This window comes from Streptomyces sp. NPDC088400 (assembly GCF_044753355.1).
Taxonomy (GTDB): domain Bacteria; phylum Actinomycetota; class Actinomycetes; order Streptomycetales; family Streptomycetaceae; genus Streptomyces.
The window spans coordinates 26801-49678 of record NZ_JBIVMZ010000006.1 but is presented as its reverse complement, the minus strand read 5'-3'; the positions used below and the strand labels follow the sequence as shown (position 1 = coordinate 49678).

17 protein-coding genes are annotated in these 22878 nt (G+C 71.1%); 9 read left to right on the top strand and 8 right to left on the bottom strand.

Annotated elements, in window-relative coordinates:
- Positions 1-435 precede the first annotated feature (435 nt).
- Both ACIQD6_RS16660 and fxsA read left to right on the top strand, forming a co-directional pair.
- Positions 436-1212: a polyprenol monophosphomannose synthase gene (locus ACIQD6_RS16660; RefSeq protein WP_401883017.1), complete on the top strand. Its 777-nt coding sequence runs from the start codon at positions 436-438 to the stop codon at positions 1210-1212.
- A gap of 151 nt (positions 1213-1363) precedes the next feature.
- Positions 1364-1972 (top strand): FxsA family membrane protein, encoded by a 609-nt coding sequence (fxsA, locus tag ACIQD6_RS16655; protein ID WP_401883015.1) that lies wholly within the window; start codon positions 1364-1366, stop codon positions 1970-1972.
- Between the two features lie 157 nt (positions 1973-2129).
- On the opposite strand, the gene ACIQD6_RS16650 is transcribed toward fxsA, so the two are convergent.
- The 4 genes from ACIQD6_RS16650 to ACIQD6_RS16635 form a co-directional block, all read right to left on the bottom strand.
- Positions 2130-2504, bottom strand: a complete 375-nt coding sequence (locus ACIQD6_RS16650; RefSeq protein ID WP_007262928.1) for an RNA polymerase-binding protein RbpA — start codon at positions 2502-2504, stop codon at positions 2130-2132.
- A 254-nt stretch (positions 2505-2758) separates the two neighbouring features.
- On the bottom strand, positions 2759-4105 hold the full coding sequence (locus ACIQD6_RS16645; protein WP_401883012.1) for an MFS transporter: 1347 nt from the start codon (positions 4103-4105) through the stop codon (positions 2759-2761).
- A 37-nt stretch (positions 4106-4142) separates the two neighbouring features.
- On the bottom strand, positions 4143-4907 hold the full coding sequence (locus ACIQD6_RS16640; RefSeq protein ID WP_401883009.1) for a glycerophosphodiester phosphodiesterase: 765 nt from the start codon (positions 4905-4907) through the stop codon (positions 4143-4145).
- Positions 4904-5590 carry a YitT family protein gene (locus ACIQD6_RS16635; RefSeq protein WP_401883006.1) on the bottom strand — a complete coding sequence of 229 codons (687 nt, stop codon included), beginning with the start codon at positions 5588-5590 and terminating at the stop codon, positions 4904-4906. The genes ACIQD6_RS16640 and ACIQD6_RS16635 overlap by 4 nt, the downstream gene beginning before the upstream one ends.
- 100 nt (positions 5591-5690) lie before the next feature.
- On the opposite strand from ACIQD6_RS16635, the gene ACIQD6_RS16630 reads away from it, so the two are divergent.
- Positions 5691-7190, top strand: a complete 1500-nt coding sequence (locus ACIQD6_RS16630; RefSeq protein ID WP_401883003.1) for a PLP-dependent aminotransferase family protein — start codon at positions 5691-5693, stop codon at positions 7188-7190.
- A 17-nt stretch (positions 7191-7207) separates the two neighbouring features.
- On the opposite strand, the gene ACIQD6_RS16625 is transcribed toward ACIQD6_RS16630, so the two are convergent.
- Both ACIQD6_RS16625 and ACIQD6_RS16620 read right to left on the bottom strand, forming a co-directional pair.
- Positions 7208-8821, bottom strand: a complete 1614-nt coding sequence (locus tag ACIQD6_RS16625) for a hypothetical protein (protein WP_401883000.1) — start codon at positions 8819-8821, stop codon at positions 7208-7210.
- 37 nt (positions 8822-8858) lie between these two features.
- Positions 8859-9053: a hypothetical protein gene (locus ACIQD6_RS16620; protein ID WP_401882998.1), complete on the bottom strand. Its 195-nt coding sequence runs from the start codon at positions 9051-9053 to the stop codon at positions 8859-8861.
- Positions 9054-9314: 261 nt separating this feature from the next.
- On the opposite strand from ACIQD6_RS16620, the gene ACIQD6_RS16615 reads away from it, so the two are divergent.
- The 6 genes from ACIQD6_RS16615 to ACIQD6_RS16590 all read left to right on the top strand — a co-directional run bounded on the left by ACIQD6_RS16615 (position 9315) and on the right by ACIQD6_RS16590 (position 19243).
- On the top strand, positions 9315-9707 hold the full coding sequence (locus ACIQD6_RS16615; RefSeq protein ID WP_401882995.1) for an ankyrin repeat domain-containing protein: 393 nt from the start codon (positions 9315-9317) through the stop codon (positions 9705-9707).
- A 336-nt stretch (positions 9708-10043) separates the two neighbouring features.
- The gene (locus ACIQD6_RS16610; protein ID WP_401882992.1) at positions 10044-11462 is read left to right on the top strand and encodes a HEAT repeat domain-containing protein; all 1419 of its coding nucleotides are present in this window, start codon (positions 10044-10046) and stop codon (positions 11460-11462) included.
- A 317-nt stretch (positions 11463-11779) separates the two neighbouring features.
- Complete coding sequence (locus ACIQD6_RS16605) at positions 11780-12898, top strand: glycosyltransferase family 4 protein (protein ID WP_401882990.1); 1119 nt, start codon at positions 11780-11782, stop codon at positions 12896-12898.
- Positions 12895-14133, top strand: coding sequence for a glycosyltransferase (locus ACIQD6_RS16600; protein ID WP_401882987.1), 1239 nt, complete (start codon positions 12895-12897; stop codon positions 14131-14133). Before ACIQD6_RS16605 ends, ACIQD6_RS16600 begins: the two co-directional genes overlap by 4 nt.
- Before the next feature lie 347 nt (positions 14134-14480).
- Positions 14481-15581 carry an SGNH/GDSL hydrolase family protein gene (locus ACIQD6_RS16595; RefSeq protein WP_401882984.1) on the top strand — a complete coding sequence of 367 codons (1101 nt, stop codon included), beginning with the start codon at positions 14481-14483 and terminating at the stop codon, positions 15579-15581.
- Positions 15578-19243 carry a hydantoinase B/oxoprolinase family protein gene (locus ACIQD6_RS16590; protein WP_401882981.1) on the top strand — a complete coding sequence of 1222 codons (3666 nt, stop codon included), beginning with the start codon at positions 15578-15580 and terminating at the stop codon, positions 19241-19243. The genes ACIQD6_RS16595 and ACIQD6_RS16590 overlap by 4 nt, the downstream gene beginning before the upstream one ends.
- 49 nt (positions 19244-19292) lie before the next feature.
- On the opposite strand, the gene ACIQD6_RS16585 is transcribed toward ACIQD6_RS16590, so the two are convergent.
- Positions 19293-20771, bottom strand: a complete 1479-nt coding sequence (locus ACIQD6_RS16585) for an ABC transporter substrate-binding protein (RefSeq protein ID WP_401882978.1) — start codon at positions 20769-20771, stop codon at positions 19293-19295.
- Positions 20772-20778: 7 nt separating this feature from the next.
- On the bottom strand, positions 20779-22761 hold the full coding sequence (locus tag ACIQD6_RS16580) for a hypothetical protein (RefSeq protein ID WP_401882976.1): 1983 nt from the start codon (positions 22759-22761) through the stop codon (positions 20779-20781).
- Positions 22762-22878 lie beyond the last annotated feature (117 nt).

The window sequence follows — 22878 nt, the reverse complement described above, 5'->3', positions numbered from 1 at the left end:
CACCGGCGGGTAGGTTCGGCCGGGTCCACCGCAGGACGTCCGTCCGGCAACCTCCGCGCAGTCGTCGAACGCCGCTGGGTCATGGGGTGGTGCGCCGCACCGGCGCACCACCACTGGGAGCCAGGTCCAGCACCCGCGTCTCGGGGACGAGAGAGGGTTTCCGTCGGGCCGGCAGGTGCGACCCGGATCGGGGCCCCGGCGTTCAGTAGACAACGGCTTTCGGTCGACCCGCAGCCAGCGGGTCCCGGGCCGGCCCGAAGGACGCCGGGTCCCGATCCGCAGTTCACGCTCTGTCCACGTCCAAGATCTCCGGTTCCGCACCCCATCTCCGGACATGGTGCCCGTCGCCTTCGACTCCCTGTGACCATGGTGGGCGCGGGCCCCCGGCGTGCTCGCTATGGTGGTGCATCGGCGTACGGCTATTAAGGGGCAGCAGTGAACGACGGCGGTGAGAGGCGGTACGGCCCGCTCGGTACAGCCTTGGTGATCATCCCGACCTTCAACGAGGCCGAGAACATCAAGTCGATCGTCTCCCGGGTGCGTGCCGCCGTTCCCAAGGCCGACATCCTGGTCGCCGACGACAACAGCCCCGACGGCACCGGCAAGATCGCCGACGAGCTGGCCGGTGCGGACGACCAGGTCAAGGTGTTGCACCGGAAAGGCAAGGAAGGGCTCGGAGCCGCCTATCTGGCGGGCTTCCGCTGGGGCATCGAGCGCGGCTACGGGGTCCTGGTCGAGATGGACGCCGACGGCTCCCACCAGCCGGAGGAACTGCCCCGCCTGCTGACCGCGCTCAAGGGCGCCGATCTTGTCCTCGGCTCACGCTGGGTGCCGGGCGGACGCGTCGTCAACTGGCCCAAGACGCGGGAGCTCATCTCCCGTGGCGGCAGTACGTACTCACGGGTCCTGCTGGGCGTTCCGATCCGCGACGTGACCGGTGGCTACCGGGCGTTTCGCAAGGAGACCCTGGAGAAGCTCGGCCTCGACGCCGTCGCCTCGCAGGGCTACTGCTTCCAGGTCGACCTGGCCCGGCGCGCGGTCGCGGCGGGCTGTCATGTGGTCGAGGTGCCCATCACCTTCGTCGAGCGCGAGCTGGGCGACTCGAAGATGAGCAAGGACATCCTCGTCGAGGCGCTGTGGCGGGTGACCACCTGGGGTGTCGAGTCCCGGGCGAACCGTCTCCTCGGCCGGAAGCCCAACGGACGGTCCTGATCTCCGCTCCGCCCCCCGGCCTGTCCCGACGGTTCGACTAGCCCGACCAGTCGATCATCCGATGGCCCGACTGTCCTGAACTCCGGTCCTCCTGATCATTTCTGATCGTTCTCATACGCCATCCGGGCCCGTCCCCAGGCACACTGGGAACATGACGACCGCGCAATCGCCTCGCACCGCTCCCAAGCGCTCACGCGCCCGCACCTTCCTCCCACTGGGCGTCGCCGCCTGGCTGGTGCTGGAGATCTGGCTGCTGATCGTCGTGGGCGAAGTGGCAGGCGGACTGGCCGTGCTGGCACTGCTCGTGGGCGCGGCCGTCCTCGGCGGAGTGGTCATGAAGCGGGCCGGCCGCCGGGCCTTCCGTAATCTCACCGAGACGCTGCAACGTCAGCAGCGGCAGCAGCAGGAACACCCCGGAGAGGTCCTCCCGCCGGAGACCGGAACCGGCAGCACCGGCAATGGGTTCCTGATGCTGGGCGGCCTGCTGATCATGCTGCCGGGGCTGATCACGGACGTACTGGGCCTGTTGCTGCTCGTGCCGCCCGTACGGACGGCACTCGGCCGGTACGCGGAGCGCTCGCTGGAGCGGCGGATGAGCGCGGCCGTGGCGGAGCCCGGCAGTCTCGGGAACGCCTTCCAGCAGGCCCGTATGCGTCAGCCGGACGGCAAGGTGGTCCAGGGTGAGGTCATCAAGCACGACGAGACGCCGGAAGGACGCCGTCCCGAGGACGAGGGCCCGCGCCCGCCGCTGACTCCGTGAGAGTCCTGAGAGTCCTGTAGAGACGTCTCGCAAAGGCTCCGCATAGAACAAGGCCGCAGGCCAAAGAACAAAGCCGCGGGCTGCGGCACACACTCGGTGTGACGCGACCCACGGCTTTCTGTTCGGTTGTCGCTTGTCTTGTGCGGTGGTTACGCGGTCAGGCGGACTTCCGGCTGTCCCGCGGATGCACGGCGATGTTCATGGCGCCGGAGCGCAGGACGGCCAGCCTCTCGGCCAGCACCTCCTCCAACTCCTCGCGGGTGCGTCGCTCCATGAGCATGTCCCAGTGCGTACGCGCAGGCTTGCCCTTCTTCTCTTCGGGGCCATCCCCGTCCACCAGGAGTGCCATGGCGCCACACGCCTTGCACTCCCACTCCGGCGGAATTTCCGCCTCAACCGAGAACGGCATCTCAAATCGATGTCCGTTCTGGCATGCGTACTCCACCGCCTGGCGCGGGGCCAGATCGATGCCGCGGTCCGTCTCGTAGCTGGTAACCACGAGTCGCGTGCCGCGGAGAGCTCGCTCACTCATGAATCGTGCCTCCCGGGCTTGTCGCCCACAGGACAGGTGTCGCTGTCGTCGTCATCCGGTCAACGTCCGGTCGGCGGTAAAGATTCCCGTTCCGGGTCATGCGTCGCCCGTCGTGCCGCCCTTGTTGTACCCACCAGCGCCCGGTTTGTCACATCTAACAGGAGATGTCACCCAGTGTTTTCATTCCTGCACTTCGCAGTAACGGTCCGCCTGGCAGGCCAAACGCGTACACTACCGCCCTTTGACTTCAACGTCTAAATCCGGTCCGGAGCAGGGTTTCCGGCGGCCACGATCGCCTGTCTGATCGGCACCCTTGCCAACAGGCCGAACCCCAGGACGAAGAAGACCACCAGGGAGATGATGGCATCCCGATAGCTCCCCGTGAGCTGATACGCGAGTCCGAACACCAGTGGCCCCAGCCAGCTCAGCCCGCGGTCGCTCATCTCGTACGCGGAGAAGTACTCGGCCTCCTTGCCCTGTGGCACCAGGTGGGAGAAGAGCGAACGGGACAGCGCCTGGCTGCCGCCCAGCACCAGGCCGATCGCCGAGGCCAGGACGAAGAACGCGACCGGCGCCCCGGCGGGCAGGAAGTATCCGGCCGTGAGGATCAGCGTCCAGACGGCCAGCGAGGCCAGAATGGTGCGCTTGGCGCCGTACGTTCTGGCCATGCGGCCCATGCCCAGCGCGCCCGCCACCGCCAGAATCTGCACCAGCAGTACGGCGACGATCAGTGTCGTCTGGTCCAGGCCCAGTTCCTCGGAGCCGTAGATCGAGGCCTGTGAGATGACCGTCTGCACGCCGTCGTTGTATACGAGGTAGGCGAGCAGGAAGGACAGCGTCAGCGGATGGCGGCGCATGTCCCGCAGGGTGTTCACCAGTTGCCGCCAGCCGGTGCCCACCGCTCCCTCGCCGCTCTTCGGCGCCCGGCGGTCGCGCAGCCGGCGCAGCGGGATGATCGTGAAGGCGCCCCACCAGACTCCGGCCGAGGCCAGACAGATCCGTACGGCCGTGGACTCGGAGACACCGAACGACTCATGGCCGGTGTAGAGCACCAGATTGAGGACCAGGACCAGTGCGCCCGAGGTGTAGCCGAAGGCCCAGCCGCGCGAGGAGACGTCGTCGCGCTCCTCCGGCCCGGCGATCTGCGGCAGATACGCGTTGTAGAGCACCATCGAGACCGACACCGAGGCGTTCGCCACGATCAGCAGCAGCGCGCCCAGCAGATAGCGGTCGCCGTCCAGGAAGAACATGCAGGTCGTGGCGGTCGCCCCCAGATACGCGGCGGCGGCCAGCAGCGGCTTCTTCCGTCCCGTACGGTCCGCCACCGCGCCCACCAGCGGCATCACCAGCACCGCGACCACGACCGACACGGAGACCGCGTACGCGAAGACCGAGCCCGCGCGTACGGGGATGCCCAGCGGATGGACGAAACCGTCGGCGTCGGCCGCCGCCTTCGCCACCGACGTCAGGTACGGGCCGAGGAAGACCGTGAGCACGCTCGTCGAGTAGACGGAGCACGCGAAGTCGTAGAAGTACCAGCCGCGTTGTTCGCGTCTGCGGTCCGCCGCCTCGTCGGCCCGGTCCTCGGTCTCGACACTCACCCGCGTTTCCCTCTCCCCGTGTGCCCGTCCCGCCCGGTCATCGCCAGGCTCCGCGCGCGGTGAACACCGCACGCAGCGTTTCCAGTTGATCGGTCATGATGCCATCCACCCCAAGATCCAGCAGCGCCTCCATACGATGTGGATCGTTGACGGTCCAGACATGGACCTGAAGGCCGCGCGCGTGTGCCATCCGTACGAATCGTTCGTCCACGACACGGATGCCGTTCTGGGTCTCGGGGACCTGAGCGCAGACGGCGCCCCGGCGGACCGGGGCGGGGATCCCGTACGAGCGAAGTCGCAGGCCCAGCACGCCCCGTACCCCGTACGAGGTGGCGAGGCGGGGACCCGCGAGGCGTTCGGCGGCCGCCACCCGGGCCTCGGAGAAGGAGCCGACGCACACCCGGTCCCAGCTGTCGGTCCTGCGGATCAGGTCGATCAGCGGGGCGAGGGCGGGCGCGGCCTTGATGTCCACGTTCCAGCGCGCTTCGGGGAACTCTTCGAGCAACTCCTCGAAGAGCGGCAGCGGCTCGTTCCCCGCGACCCGGGCCCGGCTCACCTCGGCCCAGGTCAGGTCCGCGATCCGGCCCCGGGTGTCGGTCACCCGGTCCAGGGTCGGGTCGTGGAAGGCGACCAGCCGGCCGTCGGCGGTGGCGTGCACGTCGGTCTCGAAGTAGCGGTATCCGAGTCCGGCCGCGCGGCGGAACGCGGCGGCTGTGTTCTCCAGGCCGTCCGCCGTGCCGCCGCGATGGGCGAACGGAATCGGGGTCGCCCGGTCCAGGTAGGGGTGGGATGCGCGAGTCACCGCCGCAGTATGACCTGCTCGGATGACCCGCCGTTGACGGCTGTGCTTCCGGCGTCCGCCCCAGGGATGGCGAAGACGCGGAGGAACAGCTGGGCGAGCGGCCCGATCGCGAGGGCGTAGGCCACCGTGCCGATTCCCACCGAGCCGCCGAGCGCGAAGCCGGTGGCGACGACGGCGATCTCGATCGCGGTACGGACCAGCCGGACCGAGCGGCCGGTCAGCCGGTGCAGTCCGGTCATCAGGCCGTCACGCGGCCCCGGGCCGAAACGCGCCGCTATGTAGAGCCCGGTGGCCAGGCCGTTGATCCCGATACCGGCGATCAGCAGCGGGACACGGGCGGCCAGGCCGTAGCCGTCGGGGACCAGGGCGAGGGTGGCGTCCATCGCGATCCCGACCACGAAGACGTTGGAGACAGTGCCGAGCCCCGGGCGCTGCCGGATCGGGATCCAGAGCAGCAGCACGACCGCGCCCACGATGATCGAGACGACTCCCATGCTCAGCCCGGTGAGCTCCGCCAGCCCTTGATGCAGGACGCCCCACGGTTCGAGGCCGAGGCCCCCGCGCACCAGCAGCGCGGCGCTCGCCCCGAACAGCGCGAGACCGATGTACAGCTGGAAGAGCCGGCGGGTGAGGTGCCTTCCCCGGAGGCCGGAAGGGCCCGAGGTGGCGGAGGTGGTGGACACGATGTTGCTCCCTGGTGGGATGGTGGACTGGTACACATCACTCTGTGGCTGGCAGACAGACGCCAACCATGGCCAATTCGGGGAAGGTGGACTGACTTCTATGGCTCAGTGGACCTCGGCCGTCGGTGCGACTCAGCTGGCCCGGCAGCTCCTCACGCAGCAGCCCCGGCCCGCCGGATCCGGTACCCGTAAACCGCCCGCCTACCGTGCCCTCGCCGACGGTATCCGGCTGCTCGTGCTCGAAGGCCGGGTCCCCGTCGCCGCCCGGCTCCCCGCCGAACGCGAACTGGCCGTCTCCCTGTCCGTGAGCCGTACGACGGTGGCGGCCGCGTACGAAGCGCTGCGCGCCGAGGGGTTCCTGGAGTCCCGCAGGGGCGCGGGCAGCTGGACGGCCGTGCCGGCGGGCAATCCGCTGCCCGCGCGCGGGCTCGAACCCCTGCCGCCGGAGTCGCTCGGCTCGATGATCGATCTCGGTACCGCGGCCCTGCCCGCCCCCGAGCCCTGGCTGACCCGGGGCGTCCAGGGAGCGCTGGAAGAGCTGCCGCCGTACGCGCACACCCACGGCGACTACCCGGCCGGAGTGCCCGCCCTGCGGCAGATGCTCGCCGACCGCTACACCCGGCGCGGCATCCCGACCATGCCCGAACAGATCATGGTCACCACCGGCGCGATGGGCGCGATCGACGCGATCTGTCATCTCTTCGCGGGCCGGGGGGAGCGCATCGCGGTGGAATCGCCCTCGTACGCGAATATCCTCCAGCTGATGCGGGAAGCGGGCGCCCGGCTCGTGCCGGTGGCCATGGCGGAGGGGCTGACCGGCTGGGACCCGGTGCGCTGGCGCCAGGTGCTGCGCGACGCCGCTCCCCGGATCGCCTATGTCGTCGCCGACTTCCACAATCCGACGGGCGCGCTGGCCGACGAGGACCAGCGGCGGCAGCTGGTGGACGCGGCGCGTTCGGCGGGCACGGTGCTGGTCGTCGACGAAACCATGTCCGAGCTGCATCTGGACCCGGACATCGAGATGCCGAGGCGGGTCTGCGCCTTCGACCCGGCGGGCAGCACGGTGATCACGGTCGGCTCGGCCAGCAAGGCCTTCTGGGCGGGGATGCGGATCGGCTGGGTGCGCGCGGCACCGGATGTGATCAGGTCCCTGGTCGCGGCGCGCGCGTACGCCGATCTCGGCACCCCGGTGCTCGAACAGCTCGCCGTCAACTGGCTGATGCGGACCGGCGGTTGGGAGGAGGCGGTCGGGCTGCGGCGTGCCCAGGCGCGGGAGAACAGGGACGCGCTGGTGGCCGCGGTGCGCGAGCGGCTGCCCGGCTGGGAGTTCGAGGTACCGCGCGGCGGGCTCACGCTGTGGGTGCGGACCGGCGGGCTGTCCGGCTCACGCCTGGCCGAGGTGGGCGAACGGGTCGGCGTACGGGTGCCCTCGGGGCCCCGTTTCGGGGTCGACGGGGCGTTCGAGGGGTACGTACGGCTGCCGTTCACCGTCAGCGGGCCGGTCGCCGTCGAGGCGGCGGCGCGGCTGGCGGCCGCCGCGCGTCTGGTGGAGACGGGAGCGAGCACCGGCACGGACGCGCCCCGTACGTTCGTCGCCTGAGGGCGAAGGCCGCCGGCCTAACCGACCGGCGCGGACCCGGCGGCCCGGTCCGGTTCCTGTTCCTGCCCCGGGACCCGGTCCTGGGTCGGTGTGCCGACGGGAGGCTGGGCGAAGGGGTCGAAGGAGGGGTGCCGCTCCGGCAGCAGCTCCATGACGGCCCGGCGGTGCGCCTCGCTCGTCGCGTCGTCGTACGGGTCGGGGGTCGCCGGGACCTGGAGCCTCAGGACCGGTCCCGCGCCGAGCCGTGCGTAGCCTCTGCCGGGCGGGACGTCTGCCGTGGGCGTCGTGCGCGGCAGTGCCCCGAGCACCGCTTCCACCTGCGCGGGTGTGGCGGCCCCGAGGACGACCCGGGCGCGGGTGTGCGTCACCACGGTCTCGCTGAGCGCGTCCAGGCTGTCGAGCTGATCGGCCACCACCACCGTGACCCGCGCGGCTCTGCCGTGGCGCAGCGGCACCTGGAGCAGTTGCTGCGGGTCGAGCCGTCCGTCGGCCGCCGCCAGATGTCCGAACGCGCTCGGCCGGTCCAGCAGGATCCACAGCGGGCGCCGGGTGTCGTCAGGCGCCGGATGACCCGACTGCCGGGCCCGGTCGGCGGCGATCAGGCGCCGTTCCGTCTCGTTCGCCGCCCATTCCAGGCCGGCCAGCGCGCCGGCGAGTCCGCATTCCACGGCGAGTACCCCGTTGCGCCCGGTCAGGCAGGTGAATTCGCCGGCGCCGCTGCCCTCCACGATCAGTACCTCGCCGTGCTGGAGGGCCTGGAGCGCGATGGACCGCAGCAGGCTGGTGGCGCCGCTGCCCGGCGCGCCCGTGACCAGCAGATGCGGCTCCGTGGAGCGTGATCCGGTCCGCCAGATCACCGGGGGCGCGTCATGGCTCCCGTCGCCCGCCACCACCGGCAGCGTGCGCCGTACTGAGCCGTCGTCGGTGAAGCCGAGCACCGTCTCGCCCGGGATCGTGACGAAACGCTGGGCGGCGATGGAGGTGGAGAGGGCGGGCAGCACGCTCATCAGCAGTTCGTTGGCCTCCTCGGCCCAGTCGAAGAGGTATTCACGGCCTCGCCCGGACTTGGCGTGCAGCAGCCTCTCGACCCGGTCGCGCGCCCTGGGATCGCTGTCGGCGAAATACGGCGGGTACGTCATCCGCAGCTGGGTGAGACGGCCGTCCGGGTCGAACGCGTAGGAGTCGAACGCCGTACTCCACTCGCCGCCGTGGGCGAAGAGCGGATTGGGGTCTTCCGGTACGGAGAAGTACGGCACCAGCGCCTCGTAGAGGGACTGGAGCCGCTTCGTCTCCGCCTCGTCGGGCCCGGTCGGCTCGGGCGTACGGTCCCGTCCCTTCCAGCCGGCCACGGCCATCACCGAGATCAGGACCAGCAGTGGCCCGTACGGCATGAGCGCGACGACCATGCCGCAGACCGCCACCAGGAACAGCGCCGGTCCGCGCCGGTCCTTCGGGGTGGCGGCCCACTTCTGCCGTCCCGCCGAGGCCAGCATCCGCAGACCACGCGTGATCGTGATCAGTGGATGGAGCACATCGGTGGCGCTGTCGGCGGCCGCGCGGGCCATCTCGCGACCGCGGGCGATCCGGTCGCTGCCGCTGGTCAGAATGCGGGGAAGTGGTCGCCGGGCCACGTCTGTCTCCTGGGGGTGCGGAAGGGATGGGCGGGCGTCAGAACTTGATCCCGCCCAGGAGGCCGGCCAGGCTCGCGCCGCCGGCCGTGATGCTCGGGGCGATGGCGGTACCCGCGAGATAGAACCCGAAGAGCGCGCACACCATCGCGTGTGACGCCTTGAGTCCGTCCTTCCGGAAGAAGAGGTAGACGATGATCCCGAGCAGAACGACGCCTGACATGGACAGAATCATGAGGAATCTCCTGGTAGAGGGGGCAGTCACCATGAGGTGTTCCAGGATCACCGAAAGTATCTATGTGACAAAAGGTGTAAATGAGTGAAGATTTAGCTATTTCACTGGCTTGGCCCATGTCGGGGCGCTGTCCGTGTACCGGACGCCGTGCCGGGCGGCCTGGAATTCCCGCCGTGTGCGCGGGCAGTAATCTGTCGGTTTGCTCGTACAGCGGTCTGGTCGTACGTGCCAGGTCAACGACGTGAGAGAGGCGGTCCACCGATGAGCGAGGCTCCGGACCCCGAGGTGGTCGAACTGGCCACGAAGATCTTCGACCTGGCCCGGCAGGGCGAGACCGAGGCGCTCGCCGCGTATGTCGACGCGGGAGTGCCCGCGAACCTCACCAACGACAAGGGCGACTCCCTCCTGATGCTCGCCGCCTATCACGGCCACGCGTCCGCCGTGGAAACGCTGATCGCGCGCGGCGCCGACGCGGGACGGATCAACGACCGGGGACAGACCCCACTCGCCGGCGCTGTCTTCAAGGGCGAGGACGCGGTGATCCGGGCGCTCCTGGCCGGCGGGGCCGACCCAACCGGAGGAACCCCGTCCGCCGTGGATACGGCGCGGATGTTTGGGAAGACCGACCTGTTGGAGCTGTTCGGAGCCAGGTGAGGCCAGGTTCGGAGCCCACTGGGGCCGGGCGGGGAGAGACGCCGTAAATGTGGTCGCGGTGGCGAAATGGCTGGGTCATCATGACGTCGGGGCCCACGAGGGGCCACCGACGAGAGGCAGGGAAGATGGTCTGCATTAAGCGGAAGACAACGGTCGGCCGGATATGTTGCCGCGCGGCCTAGGCCGTGTTTTAGAAGTAGCGGCGTCCGCCCGCCGGGCAGGCGGGACTTCTAAAACACGGCCTAGGGCCGGACAGGGCCTGGAGGCCCTGGCCCCTCTCGGGGGCTCGGTACACACTCCCCGGTTGCTTCGACAGCTTGATGTGAGGCTTTTCCGATGTTTGATCCAGTCATAGCGCCGAGCGGCACGCTGCTCGGTCTGTTGCAGAGGGGCCGCGGCGACGGCACCCTGCACGCGCTCGCGGCGCCCCGGGCGGAGGCTCTCGCCGCCCTCAACCACTGCGTGCTGAACGACCCCCGCCACGACTGGCAGGTCGAGAATCGCTCGCTCTACTACGCGCGCCTGTACCTGGACATCCACGGCGGTCTCGACGCCATCGACCACCATCTCTTCCGCGCCGAGGACCACTTCGACACCGAGGAGTCCCGCACCGGGCTCGCGCTCGCCGTCCTCGGTCATCTCGCCTCGTACGGCAGGCACGACGCCCTGGACCTGCTCCGGCTCTACGCCGCGACCGGTTCCAACTGGGCCTGGGCCCTGGACGAACTCGCGCTGCGTGACGACGACACGGGCCTGCGCTCCCTGGCCGTACCGGTCCTCGCCAGATTCCCGCACACCCCCGAGGGCGACGCCGAGCTGGCGTCCGCCGTCCGGGACGCCTTCGAGCCCCACCCCTGGCGGCTCTGGGCGGAGGACCCGCGCGCCGAGATCGGTGCCCGGATCAGGGCGGCGGGCGAACAGGGTTCCTTCGACCGCTGGCAGCGACAGATGCGGCCGAGCGGCCCACGCCCCGGCTGGAGCGTGCAGGCCGTCTTCGACTGGGCGCAACAGGGTCTGGAACGCGGCAACCCGCTGCATCTTCCGGCGGCCCGCTGCCTCACCGCCGTCGCCGGTCCCGGCGACCGCCCGGCGATCGTCGAGGCGGCGCGTGGCGGACCCGACGGGGCCCGCTGTACGGCGCTCCACTATCTCGCCGAGGCGCGTGACCCGGCCGTACTCGACCTGATCGAGGCCGCCGCGCTCGCTGCGGACCGTACGGTCGCCGACGCCGCGGTCGCCGCCTTCGAGCGGATGTGCGGCGAGGAGGCCGTCGACCGGGCCCGTGGCTGGGTGCACCGGCCCGACGCCCTCGGCGCGTCCGCGGCGGGTGTCCTCGCCTGCCGCGGCGGCGCGCAGGACGCCCCGCTGGTGCTCGGCGCGCTGCGCGAGACCGTACGGTCCGAGGGGCCCGACGCCCAGCGGCTGTGGACGCTGGTCGACGGCGCCGGCCGCCTCGGCATCGTCTGCGCCGCCCCCGTGCTGCGCCACATCTATCGCGAGACCGCCTCCTCCCAGTTGCGCGTCCGTACGGCGAAGGCGCTCGCGGCCACCGATCCTTCCTACGCCACCGGGTTCGCCGTCGAATGCCTGTGGGACTGCGAGGAGACCACCAGAGAGGTCGCCGCGCGGCACGCCGAGACCGCCGACGCACGGGTGGCGGAGCGGCTGCGGCGGCTGGCCGCCGATCCGGCCGAGGAGGCCGAGGTGCAGACCGCCGTACGGAGCCGGTTCGGCCCGGACGCCGCCGCTCTGTAGGTCTTTGTGCCGGTGTGAGAGATGCGGCCGGTGCATGGCATGCGGCCGGTGTGAGACGTGCGGCGGATGTGAGGCGTGGGCTCGGCGTGACGCGGGGCCGGACCGGTGCGCGGCCGGGCCGCCGGGTGCCGCCGGGTGTCGCTGGAGGCGGCCGGTGCGAGCGTGTGGGCGGAATCGACTCTTGGTGACGGTCTCGCACGGTCTGTGTGGTCCCGTCACCCGTGCGGAGCGGTCCCTCTTCCAATGCTCACGGGACGTTTCCCACGCGGAAAGATCCACGTTGGCGGCCACACGCTCCGTGGGACGAGAACACGAATATGCGTGTCGTCATCGTCACCGAGTCCTTTCCGCCCGACGTCAACGGGGTAGCCCACTGCGCCCTCCAGACCGCCCGGCATCTCGCCGCCCGCGGTCATGATCCGCTCGTCATCGCCCCGGCGGTCGCCGCCGATGCCGAGATCGACGCACCGTGCCCCGTCGTGCGCGTGCCTTCCCTCCCGCTGCCCGGCTACCCGCAGGTGCGGGTGGCGCTGCCCAGCCGACGGGTCGCGGCTACCATCGCCGCGCACCGCGCCGACCTTGTCCATCTGGCCGGGCCCTTCGTGCTCGGCGTGCGCGGCATGACAGCCGCCGCCCGCCTTCAGGTCCCCGCCATCGCCGTCTACCAGACCGACCTCGCGGGCTATGCCCGTACGTATGTGGGCGCGGGCGAGGCCGCCGCCTGGCGCCGGATACGCGCCGTGCACACCGCGGCCGACCGCACCCTCGCGCCGTCCAGCGCCGCCGTGCGCGATCTCGCCGAGCACGACATACCGCGCGTACGGCTGTGGCCGCGGGGCGTGGACACCGTTCGGTTCCGGCCCAGCCTGCGTGACGAGGCGCTGCGCCGGCGGCTCGCGCCCAACGGGGAGCTGATCGTCGGATACGTCGGCCGGCTGGCGCCCGAGAAGCATGTCGAACTGCTCGCCGGAGCCTGCGAACTGCCGGGCGTCCGGGTCGTGATCGTCGGGGACGGCCCCAGCGACGCCTCGCTGCGCGGCGCACTGCCCGGCGCGGTCTTCCTCGGCCGTACGACCGGCGACGAACTGGCGCGGACCTTCGCCTCGTTCGACGTGTTCGCGCACACCGGACCGTACGAGACCTTCTGCCAGACCGTGCAGGAGGCCATGGCGAGCGGGGTGCCGGTGATCGCGCCCGCCGCGGGCGGACCGCTCGACCTCGTCGACCACGGACGTACGGGTGTGCTGGTCGCGCCGCACGACACCGAGGCCGTCACCGCGGCGGTACGGGACCTCGCCTGCGCCCCCGCGCTCCGCGCCGCCTACGGACGCGCGGGACGCGCCACGGTCGAGGGCCGGACCTGGGCCGTCGTCGGGGACCAACTGATCGACCACTACGACGAGGTGCTCGGCGCGCGTACGGCGGTGGTCGCATGAGCGGCATCGGCATCGGCACGGACGTCGGGAGCGCCGACGGCAGCGGGCTGAACATCGTACGGCTGGCCAACTTCGTCACCCCCTCCTCCGGCGGACTGCGCACCGCGCTGCGTGAGCTGGGCATCGGCTACCGGGCGGCCGGGCACCGGCCGGTGCTGATCGTGCCCGGGGAGCGGGAGACCGACGAGGACACCGCGCAGGGACGCGTGATCACCCTGCCGGGACCGGTAGTTCCCGGTACCGGCGGCTACCGGGTGCTGACCGCGCGCCGGCGGCTGCGGGAGGTCCTCGAAGAGATCGGGACCGACCGGCTCGAAGTCTCCGACCGGACCACCCTGCGCTGGACGGGGGAGTGGGCACGACGCCACCGGATCCCCTCCGTGATGGTCTCCCACGAGACGGCGGACGGGGTGCTGCGCACCTGGGGCGTGCCCGGGGCGGCGGCGGAGCGGGCCGCCGACCGGCTCAACCACCGCAGCGCGTGGGCGTATTCGCGGATCGTGTGCACCACAGAATGGGCGGAACGGGAGTTCCTCCGGATCGGCGCCGCCAATGTGGTGCGCGCGCCACTGGGGGTCGATCTGGCCCGCTGTCGGCCGGGACGCGGCGCGACGGCGGGAACGGGCGCGAGTGGTGGACGGGGCACGACGGTACGGCGCCGGTACGCGCGCGAGGGTGACGTGCTGCTGATGCTCGGATCCCGGCTGTCGGTGGAGAAGCGTCCGGGCACCGCGCTGGACACGCTCGCCGAGCTGCGGGACCGGGGCGTACGGGCGAGGCTGATCGTGGCGGGCGACGGACCGATGAGGAACAGCCTGGTGCGCCGGGCCCTCGCGGAGGGGCTGCCCACGCAGTTCCTCGGGTATGTCGGTGACCGTGAGGACATGGCCGATCTCCAGGCCGCCGCCGACATCTGTCTGGCGCCGGGACCGGCCGAGACGTTCGGACTGTCGGCCCTGGAGTCCCTCGCCTGCGGCACCCCGGTCGTCGCGAGCGCGTCGTCGGCGTTGCCCGAGGTGATCGGCGACGCGGGTGTGGCCGCCGCGGACAACGCCCCGGCCTTCGCCGACGCGGTCCAGGAACTGCTGGCGCGCCCGGAAGCGGCCCGTCGGGCCGCGGCCCGTGCCCGCGCGGAACTTTTCAGCTGGGACAGCGCGGTGGCCGCGTTCCTGGCGGCCCACGACGCCCCGTTGCTGAGGATCCCGTCGCCGCGTGCTCCGGGCGGAGCGCCGTGATGACACGGATCGGGAGTGCCCCGGACAGTGGCTGTCCGGTCGACGCGGCTCGCGGGGTGACGGGGGCGGTGGAGGCGGCCGGGACGGACCTTGCCACCGCGGTGGTCGAGGCAAGTACTGCGGCAGGTGGAGCCGGTGGAGCTACTGGGGCTGGTAAGGCTGGTAAGGCCGGAACGGTTGGGGCCGACGCGGCGCTCCGGACGCGGGGACAGTCCGGTGGGCGGAAGACATCCGCGTCCCACGGACGCGCCGTCTCCGAACCGTCGCGCCGGAGGGTTCCCGTACCGCCACGCCGTGCCGTCTCCGCGCCACCGCGCCCCCTGCGGTTCGTCGCGCTCGGGGACTCGTTGACCGCCGGGATCGGCGACCCCGTGGACGGTGGCGAGTGGCGCGGGTGGGCCGCGCTGCTCGGCGGGGCGCTGGGCCCCGCCCGGCCGGACCGGTCGGCCTCGCCGGGAAGCGGCGATCAGTCAGGTCCGACCGGACCGGACCGGGCGGATCTGGCGGATCTGTTCGACAGCCGGCCCGACAAGCACAGCCGGCCCGACAAGCACAGCCGGCCCGACAAGCACAGCCGGCCCGACATGCACAGCCGGCCCGACATGCACAGCGACCCCGACATGCACAGCTGTCCCGACATACACGGCCGCGCCAAAAGTCCTCACCGTCCCGACGGCTCCGACCGCACTGACGACGTCGGCGGCATCGCGGACATCCGGTTCCGTAACGTCTCCGTCAGCGGCGCGCTCACCCGTGACGTCGAGGAGCGGCAGGTCCCGGCCGCCCTCGATTTCGCGCCCGATCTCGCCTCCGTCCTCGTCGGCGTCAACGACACCCTCCGCCGCGCCTTCGACATCCAGGACCTCGCCCCGCGACTCGACCGGATCTGCGCGGCCCTCGCCGACAGCGGCGCTGTCCTGATGACCGCCTGTCTGCCCGACCCGGGCGCCGTGCTCGGCCTGCCCGCGCCCCTTGCCCGCCCGCTCGCGCGCCGACAGCGCGCCGTGAACGCCGTCGTACACGCCCTGTCCGCGCGCTATGACACCGTCCATCTGCACATGGCGGACGCGTCCTGGGTGGCCGACCGGTCGCTGTGGAGCGCCGACCGGCTGCATCCGTGCGAACGCGGCCACCGGATGATCGCCGCGCGCTTCCACGAACTGCTCGCCGCGCGCGGACTGGCGCTCGGGACGCCTCCCTCGCTCGAAGCCGACCAGCCGCCACCCACCCGTACGGAGGCACTGCGCTGGCTCGCCGTCTCGGGCACCGGATGGGTGGTGCGCCGTTGCCAGGACCTCCTGCCCGAACTGCTGCGACTGGCGGGCGACGAGGTACAGCACTGGGCGCGCGGCACCGGGGCGCGCCTCGATCTGCACGCGGACGAGACCCTCTCCCGCGCGCTCGCCGCGCTCTCCCCGCGCGCATCCGTTGCGAGAATGGGGGAATGACCGGGCGCTGGGAATTCTGGATCGACCGGGGTGGCACCTTCACCGACGTGGTGGGCAGGCGTCCCGACGGAGAGCTCGTCACACGGAAGCTCCTCTCGCACCATCCGGAGCGCCACGACGACGCGGCGGTCGCCGGTATCCGGCTGCTGCTCGGCCTCGGACCGCACGACCCGGTTCCCGCCGACCGCGTCGACGTCGTCAAGATGGGGACGACCGTCGCCACGAACGCGCTCCTGGAGCGGCGCGGCGAGCCGACCGTCCTCCTGATCACCGAGGGCTTCCGGGACGCCCTCCGTATCGCCTACCAGAACCGGCCCCGGCTGTTCGACCGCCATATCGTGCTGCCCGAGGCGGTGTACGAACGTGTCATCGAGGTCCCGGAGCGCACCGACGCGCACGGCGCCACGGTACGGCCGCTCGACACGGAGGCCGTCGCCGCCGCCCTCCGTACCGCCTACGAGGACGGCTTCCGCAGCGCCGCCGTCGTCCTGATGCACGGCTACCGTCACCCCGCGCACGAGAGCGCCGTCGCCGACGCCGCGCGTGCGGCCGGTTTCACCCAGGTCAGCTGTTCGCACGAGGTCAGCCCGCTGATCAAGCTCGTGCCGCGCGGTGACACCACCGTCGTGGACGCCTATCTCTCGCCGATCCTGCGCCGCTACGTCGACGAGATCGCCGGGGAACTGCCCGGCATCCGGCTGATGTTCATGCAGTCCAACGGGGGGCTCAGGGAAGCCGCCCACTTCCGGGGCAAGGACGCCGTGCTGTCGGGCCCGGCCGGCGGCGTCGTCGGCATGGCCCGTACGTCCGGACAGGCGGGCTTCGGCCGGGTCATCGGCTTCGACATGGGCGGCACCTCCACCGATGTGTCGCACTACGCGGGCGCGTTCGAGCGCGAACTCGGCACCCAGGTCGCCGGGGTGCGGATGCGCGCGCCCATGATGAGCATCCACACCGTCGCGGCGGGCGGCGGCTCCGTGCTGCACTTCGACGGACAGCGCTACCGCGTCGGCCCCGACTCGGCGGGCGCCGTACCGGGCCCCGCCTGCTACCGGCGCGGCGGCCCGCTCACCGTGACCGACGCCAATGTGATGCTCGGCCGCGTCCAGCCGGCGCACTTCCCCACGGTGTTCGGCCCGCACGGGGACCAGCCCCTGGACACCGAGGTGGTACGGGAGCTCTTCGCGGCCCGCGCCGAGGAGGTACGGAAGGCCACCGGCGTACGGCGTGCCCCGGAGGAAGTCGCGGCCGGCTACCTGGAGATCGCCGTCCTCAACATGGCGAACGCCGTCAAGAAGATCTCCGTGCAGCGGGGACACGACATCACCCGCTACGCGCTCACCAGCTTCGGTGGGGCGGGCGGCCAGCACGCCTGCGCGGTCGCCGACGCCCTGGGCATCGGCACCGTGATCGTGCCGCCGCTGGCCGGGGTCCTCTCCGCGTACGGCATCGGGCTCGCCGACGCCACCGCCATGCGGGAACAGTCCGTCGAGGCCGAGCTGGACGACGGGACACTGCTCCGGGTGCGCGAGCTGTGCGACGCACTCGCCGGGCGCACCCGCGCGGAACTGCGCGCCGACTCCGTCCCGGACAGCGCCGTCACCACGCACGCGCGCGTGCTGCTGCGGTACGCCGGTACGGACGCGAGCCTGCCGGTCGAGCTGGCCGGCGTCGCCGCCATGACCGGGGCGTTCGAGCGTGAACACCGCGCGCGGTACGGCTTCACCATGGACAAGCCCCTGATCGTGGAGGCGGTCTCCGTCGAGGCGGTGGGGACATCCGGGCCGCACACCGCGCCGTACGCCCCGCACCGGGCGGCCCACGCCGATCGTCCGGGCGGGAGCGAACCGTACGCCGATCGTCCGGGCGAGGGCGAACCGTACGCCTCCGTAAGGATGTTCACGGAAGGACGCCTCCGGGACACCCCGCTGTACCGCCGCGAGGACCTGCGGCTGTCCGGCACCGTGACCGGGCCCGCCGTGATCGCCGAGGCCGACGCCACCACCGTGGTCGAACCGGGCTGGCAGGCGGCCGTGGGCGAGTTCGGACATCTGCTGCTCACGCGCGTACGGCCCCGCCCCGCGCGGGCCGCGGTCGGGACGGACGTCGATCCCGTACTGCTGGAGGTCTTCAACAACCTCTTCATGGCGATCGCCGAGCAGATGGGCGTACGCCTGGAGAACACCGCCCACTCCGTCAACATCAAGGAGCGGCTCGACTTCTCCTGCGCTCTCTTCGACGCCGACGGCAATCTGATCGCCAACGCACCGCACATGCCCGTCCATCTGGGGTCGATGGGCGATTCCATCAAGGAGGTCCTGCGGCGCAACGAGGGCACGCTGCGGGCCGGAGACGTGTACGCCATCAACGACCCGTACCACGGCGGCACCCATCTGCCCGATGTGACCGTCGTGACACCCGTGTTCGGGGAGACACCCGGCGAATCGTCCGGCGGGGGAGGCGAACGGCCGGCGTTCCTGGTGGCCTCGCGCGGCCACCACGCCGAGATCGGCGGCATCTCCCCGGGCTCCATGCCCGCCTTCAGCAGAACCGTCCACGAAGAAGGCGTGCTCTTCGACAACTGGCCGCTCGTCAGGGACGGCAGGTTCCGCGAGGCCGAGACCCGGGAACTGCTCACCACCGCGCCCTACCCCTCCCGCGACCCGGACAGCAATCTCGCCGACCTGCGGGCCCAGATCGCCGCGAACGAGAAGGGCATCGGCGAACTGCGGCGTATGACACGTGAGTTCGGCACCGACGTCGTCCAGGCCTACATGGGGCACGTACGGAGCAACGCCGAGGAGTCCGTCCGCCGGATCATCGCCGGGCTGCACGACGGTTCGTACCGCTACGAGACCGACGGCGGCGCGGTGATCAATGTCGCGCTGAGCGTCGACCGGGAGGCGCGCGGCGCGGTCCTCGACTTCACCGGCAGTTCGCCGCAGCTGCCGGGCAACTTCAACGCGCCCACGTCCGTGGTGATGGCCGCCGTGCTGTACGTCTTCCGGACGCTGATCGCCGACGACATCCCGCTCAACAGCGGCTGTCTGGAACCGCTGGAGGTGCGCGTACCGGACGGCTCGATGCTGGCGCCCGCCTTTCCGGCCGCGACCGTCGCGGGCAATGTGGAGACCTCGCAGGCCGTCACGGGCGCGCTCTACGCGGCCCTCGGCGTCCAGGCCGAGGGCTCGGGCACCATGAACAACGTGGCCTTCGGCAACGACCGGGTGCAGTACTACGAGACGATCGCGAACGGCTCGGGAGCGGGCGACGGCTTCGACGGTGCCGATGCCGTACAGACCCATATGACCAACTCCCGGCTCACCGACCCCGAAGTCCTGGAGTGGCGTTACCCGGTACGGGTCGACAGCTTCGCCGTACGGGAGGGCAGCGGCGGCGCGGGGCGGTGGCGGGGCGGCGACGGAGTCGTACGGCGCCTGCGCTTCCTGGAGCCGATGACGGTGACGCTCCTGTGCGGACACCGCAGGATCCCGCCGTACGGCATGGCGGGCGGCGGGACCGGCGCGCTCGGCGGCAACACGGTGGAGCGCGCGGACGGTACGGTCACGCCGCTGCGGGGCGTCGACCTGGTGGAGATGGACCGGGACGACGTCCTGACCATCAGGACGCCGGGCGGCGGCGGTTACGGAACGGCGCGCTGACGCCGTACTTCCTGGGATTCCCCGGATGCCGCCCGAGCGGAGCCGGCCGTCACGGGCCCTCCGGCGGCCTGCCCTCGGCCGACGACACCTCGATGAGATCCGCGCGGCCCCTTGAGTTGAGGCTGAGGATCGGCACCGCCTTGTTGCGCGGATTGCCATTGTTCTGGAAGGAGATGAAGCCGCTCGCTCCCGCCACCGGCTGGCCGTCCATCTGGTGGAACATCCGGCCCACCGCCTCGCCGGTCACCTCGGGCCCGCCCGCCGCCAGTTCGATGCCGTGGGCCGCGGTGAGAACGGCGTCGTGCGCCATGATGTCCTGGCCGTCGTAGCGGTCGTCACCGGGGAACCAGCGGTCCATCTGGCCGTCCACCTGGAAGTACTGCGCCGAGGGTTCGGCCACGCTGTTCGGTGAATTGCTCAGCGTGTCGCGGTGGGCCAGACCCGTGTAGAGCACCCGCACGGCCCGCTTCGCGGCGATCTCGATCTGCCGCCGGTTGAGATTCGAGGTGTCGTCACCCGCGACGACGGTGAACTTCCGCTGGGTGCAACTGCGGTTGGCGAGCGCGTCGAGGAAGTGGGTGAGCTGGCGGCCACGCCCCGCGAAGAAGATGATCTCCGGCTTCTTGTCGCAGATACTCACGGGGATATTGCGCAGCTCGGTCTTCCAGACCCCGGGTGCTCCCGCCGAGTCGAAGGTCATGGTCTCCCCGAGCAGCTTGTGGCCGTCGTCGGGAAACGCCTCTCTGAACGCGTCGTTCAGGGTCTTCGCGTAGTTGTTGTCGGCGATGTCCTGGACGACGACCGCCGTACGGGCGTCCGTCCGCTTCAGATAGTTCGCCGCGGCGTGCGCCTCGGCCACATTGTCGGGACCGACCCGTACGAAGCCGGGGATGTTCTGGATGTTGGTGGCGCTCATGGTGCTGGCGACCGTGGCGATACCGTTCTTCGAGAGTCTCTTCAGCGCGGCCAGATTGGGGTCGGTGCTGGGGCCGAGTCCGGCGACGGCGACCAGCCTGTCGTCGGAGGTCTTGCGCTCGATCAGCTCGCCGACGGTGTGTTCCCACTGCGCGGAACGGCTGCCCGTATTGGCGACCAGCAGCCGGATCTTGGGGGAGGAGGAGAGGTCGCCGCGGTTGTGCCGGTGCTGCGCGAGATAGGCGCCCTCCAGCTCGTGGCGCACCGAATCCGCGGAGTTGCTGTCGTCGTAGCCGAGCGTGAAGGACGTCATGTACGCGACGCTGACGTACGGCTCCTTCTTGGTCTTGGCGTCCTTGAGCACCTGGTCGTTCTCCGCCTTGATCATTCCCTCGACCCGTTCGAGGTGGTCGGCGAAGGCCCACGAGCCGTCGGTGACACCGACGCACTCGCCGTTCTCGCCCTTCTTGACGACGCCGTCGTCACAACGGGCCCGTACCTCACCGATCCGGTTCATGGTGAGCGGGACGGCCACGGCGAGGGCGGCGACGACCACCACCGCGATCACGACCCGGCGCACGATGTGCAGCGGCCATTCGAGTCTCGGACTCATCCGGCTCTCACCCCTCGCTCGTGGATATCAGTGGATGGCGCCAGTGGCGGTAGCGCTCCGCCTCGTTGAACAGGGCCACGACATCGTTCCTGCGCAGCCGCGACAGCTGGTTGAACCCGTCGGCGAGCAGGTTGTTCAGCCGCATTCCCGGATCGGCGAGCGGGTCGCTCCACACCCATCGGGTGATGATCAGCTCTCGTATCACCGATCCGGTGGTGACCGCCTCGCCGGGCTCGGCCGGGCCGAGCCCGGCGAGCAGTTCGAGCGGTCCACCGGTGGTGGGGAGCCGGTTGGGCGCCGCCGTGATCGCGTTGAACTCGTTGATCCACTGCGCCGCGGGCACCGCCGGGAAGCGTCCGACCAGATAGCCGGTCACTTCTTCGATCTGTCCCCAGGCCAGCCGGTGGTACATCTCCTGGACCGTGCGCCGGCCGGACCTGAAGTGCTCGGCGAGCAGTTCGTGCACCGTGTCCCAGTCGTCCGGGCGCCGCGCGAGGCGCCACAGCAGCATCCGCCGCAGCCAGGGGTGGAGCGTCGGTGTCACGGCCCCCGGGCTGAGGAGCAGCCAGCGCGCGCGGATCTCGCCGAACAGCGAGTCCCCGGGGCTCAGTACACGCGTGCCGATGGACAGGTCATGCGCGGCGGCGCACTCGGCGAGGGTGTCGCGCCGGGTGTCGTCGAACCCTTCGAGCAGATGGTCGAGCGCGGCCTCGGAGAGCGTAGGCGTGTTCTCGCCGTCACGCAGCGTCCGGTCGGGGAGGGTGCGCAGCCACCGGTCCTGCTGCAGCCCGCCCTCCGGCGGTACGTCGGAGTGCCGCAGCGCGTCGAGCACGTGGTGCACCGCCCTCGGCAGTCCGCAGGTCAGCCGGTGCACGAAGGGGGCGAGGCGGGTGAAGGGCGCGAGGTCGGCGTGGCGGCGCAGCTCCAGCTCGATACGGATGCGCACCTCGTCGAGGTTCAGGTCGCGCAGCCGCAGCGGATACCACCAGGTGTCGTCGCTGTCACGCGTCGGCCGGTGCTCGCTCCAGTCCGCGAGGGACGCCCGGTCGGGGCCGCGCAGCTGCCACGGCCACTGATCGCCCGTGGCCGGGCCCCAGCGGGGCAGCCAGCGGTTGGAACTCGCGACGATGGTCAGCGGGTCGCAGGGGGCGCCCGCCACCACGGTGTCGTCGTGCCGGGCGCGGATCAGCAGATCCAGGAAGCGGCGGCCGTACTCCGAATGGGAGTTGTCGAGCAGGAGCAGGTAGGAGCGGGGCATGAACGAGCGGGCCACGTTACGGCGGAGGTCCTCCAGAAAGGCCGAGAACAGCACCCGGTCCAGTCTCTCCTGGTCGTCCTCGTCGCCGTCGTGCCGCCAGAGGTTGAGCTCGACCAGCGCCTCCCACGGATCCTGGCTCCGGACCAGCGGGTGACCGCCGTACCACGCGGCGCCGCCGGTGAACTTACGGCCGGGGAGCCGGCGCCGACCGTGCCGCAGGGCATCCATCAGCAGCGCCGCCGCCGCGGTCGAGGCGCCGTCCGGAGCGCCCACGGCGCCCCCGGCCACCTCGAAGAACGCGGCGAGATAGTCGCCGTAACGCGCCTCGGTCCGCTCCTGGAACGCGTCCAGCTCCCGCCGGATGTTGCGCCGGCCCTCGGCCAGGCTGGTCATCCGCAGCTCGTGGTCGGAGGCGAGCAGCCCGAGGGTGAGACGGGGGAAGTGCGAGCGCCGGTACCTCGGCAGCTTGCGTTCCAGCTGGCCGGCGAGGAGGGCCAGGCCGTAGCGCGGCAGCAACGCGTGCTCGCCGGCCAGATTGACGTAGGCGAACGGGTTCTCGGGCCCGAACTGCTCCATGAGCGCGCTGTGCGCCTCACTGGCGCCGCTGCCACGCGGGCCGAGCAGGATGGTCACGGGACGTTCCGCGTCGGGAGGCTGCCTCAGGCACTCGTCGGCAAGGGAAAGGATGCCGCTGCGCCCTCTGAGCCCCATGCGCACTCCGGACTCCGTCATGCGCCTCAGCCCCCCCGAGCTTCAGCCACCCGACCGGGCGCGGTGGGGTGGCGGTGTCAAGTCTAGCCAGTGGGCATGGCAACTACTGCTGTTTTTCCGGTGATTGTTGAGGTGAGC

Coding starts and splice junctions, on each gene's coding strand:
- fxsA (WP_401883015.1), top strand. CDS start 1,364: ATGACGACCGCGCAATCGCCTCGCACCGCTCCCAAGCGCTCACGCGCC.
- ACIQD6_RS16650 (WP_007262928.1), bottom strand. CDS start 2,504: ATGAGTGAGCGAGCTCTCCGCGGCACGCGACTCGTGGTTACCAGCTAC.
- ACIQD6_RS16630 (WP_401883003.1), top strand. CDS start 5,691: ATGGCTCAGTGGACCTCGGCCGTCGGTGCGACTCAGCTGGCCCGGCAG.
- ACIQD6_RS16620 (WP_401882998.1), bottom strand. CDS start 9,053: ATGATTCTGTCCATGTCAGGCGTCGTTCTGCTCGGGATCATCGTCTAC.
- ACIQD6_RS16615 (WP_401882995.1), top strand. CDS start 9,315: ATGAGCGAGGCTCCGGACCCCGAGGTGGTCGAACTGGCCACGAAGATC.
- ACIQD6_RS16610 (WP_401882992.1), top strand. CDS start 10,044: ATGTTTGATCCAGTCATAGCGCCGAGCGGCACGCTGCTCGGTCTGTTG.
- ACIQD6_RS16605 (WP_401882990.1), top strand. CDS start 11,780: ATGCGTGTCGTCATCGTCACCGAGTCCTTTCCGCCCGACGTCAACGGG.
- ACIQD6_RS16600 (WP_401882987.1), top strand. CDS start 12,895: ATGAGCGGCATCGGCATCGGCACGGACGTCGGGAGCGCCGACGGCAGC.
- ACIQD6_RS16590 (WP_401882981.1), top strand. CDS start 15,578: ATGACCGGGCGCTGGGAATTCTGGATCGACCGGGGTGGCACCTTCACC.
- ACIQD6_RS16585 (WP_401882978.1), bottom strand. CDS start 20,771: ATGAGTCCGAGACTCGAATGGCCGCTGCACATCGTGCGCCGGGTCGTG.
- ACIQD6_RS16580 (WP_401882976.1), bottom strand. CDS start 22,761: ATGACGGAGTCCGGAGTGCGCATGGGGCTCAGAGGGCGCAGCGGCATC.